The organism is Lichenihabitans sp. Uapishka_5 (assembly GCF_033947565.1).
GTDB lineage: Bacteria > Pseudomonadota > Alphaproteobacteria > Rhizobiales > Beijerinckiaceae > Lichenihabitans.
In genome coordinates, this window is record NZ_JARPVX010000208.1 from 1 (window position 1) to 1,061 (window position 1,061).

Annotated in this window: 1 protein-coding gene; it reads right to left on the minus strand. The window is 66.9% G+C overall.

Going from position 1 to position 1,061, the window contains the following annotated elements; all coding sequences use genetic code 11:
* Nucleotides 1–16: 16 nt before the first annotated feature.
* A protein-coding gene (locus P7D22_RS23215; RefSeq protein ID WP_319936605.1) for an IS630 family transposase occupies nucleotides 17–972 on the minus strand; the annotation gives its coding sequence in 2 pieces (ribosomal slippage) (nucleotides 17–621 and nucleotides 621–972; 957 coding nt in all).
* Nucleotides 973–1,061 lie beyond the last annotated feature (89 nt).

Genomic DNA, 1,061 nt, shown 5'->3' on the forward strand with positions numbered 1-1,061 from the left:
CTAGAGCTATTGCCATTCAGGCTGGATCGTATGCATCGTAGCCTGCGGCTCCGAGGTAGTTTCGGCACTCGTCGGGTTTGAAACGGGTGAACGCGTCCCGGATGGCCGTCCACAGGTCCGGGACGGTGCGCGCTGCAGCCGTTCGCAGGAGCGCCTTGAGCTTGGCGAAGGCGTTTTCGATCGGGTTGAAATCAGGGCTGTAGGGGGGAAGGTAGAGCAGGCGCGCCCCGGCCGCCTCGATGCTCTGGCGAACGCCGGCCACCTTGTGCGCGGCGAGGTTGTCCATCACCACGATATCGCCATGCTTGAGCGCCGGAACGAGCACGTCGGCGACATAGGCGCGGAACCGGACGCCATTCGTGGCCCCATCCGCAAGGTCGATGGCGAAGGGGCCGCTCGCCCGCAGGGCGGCCGTAACCGTGGTGGTTTTGTAGTGCCCGTGCGGCACGGCGATGCGGCATCGCTCCCCGCGCGGCGCTCGCCCATAGCGCCGCTCCATGTTGGTGGCGGCCGCGGTCTCGTCGATGAACACCATGCGCTCGGGATCGAGATCGAGTTGGCCCTCGAACCAGGCCTCGCGCGCCTCGCTCACGTCCGGACGATCCTGCTCGGCCGCGTGGAGCGCCCCTTTTTACGCGTGATGCCGTGCCGCCGAAAGAAGCGGGACAGACCGCTCAGGCTCACCGCAGCGCCGTGCTCCTGTAGGGCGTCCCGCACCTCGCGCAGATAGATCTGCGGCCGTTCCTCGAGGGCTTGCAGGATCATGTCCGCATGCGCCTCCAAACGATGGGAATGCCGGTCTCCGCCCATCGGCTTGGCAGCGACCCGACCTTCAGCCCGGAAGCGGGCGTGCCAGCGGATCGCGCTCGCCTTGCCCACACCGAACCGCTCCGCCGCCTGCCGACATGAGGCACCAGCCTCGATCGCGGCGATCACGCGCTCGCGAAGATCCAGCGACAACGCTGCGGCCATGGTGCTCCTCCGTGATCCGCCAGCCATGGAATCACAACAGCAGCCGCTACGCTACCCCACTCGACTCAGCCCGAAAGACAGCAGCTCTA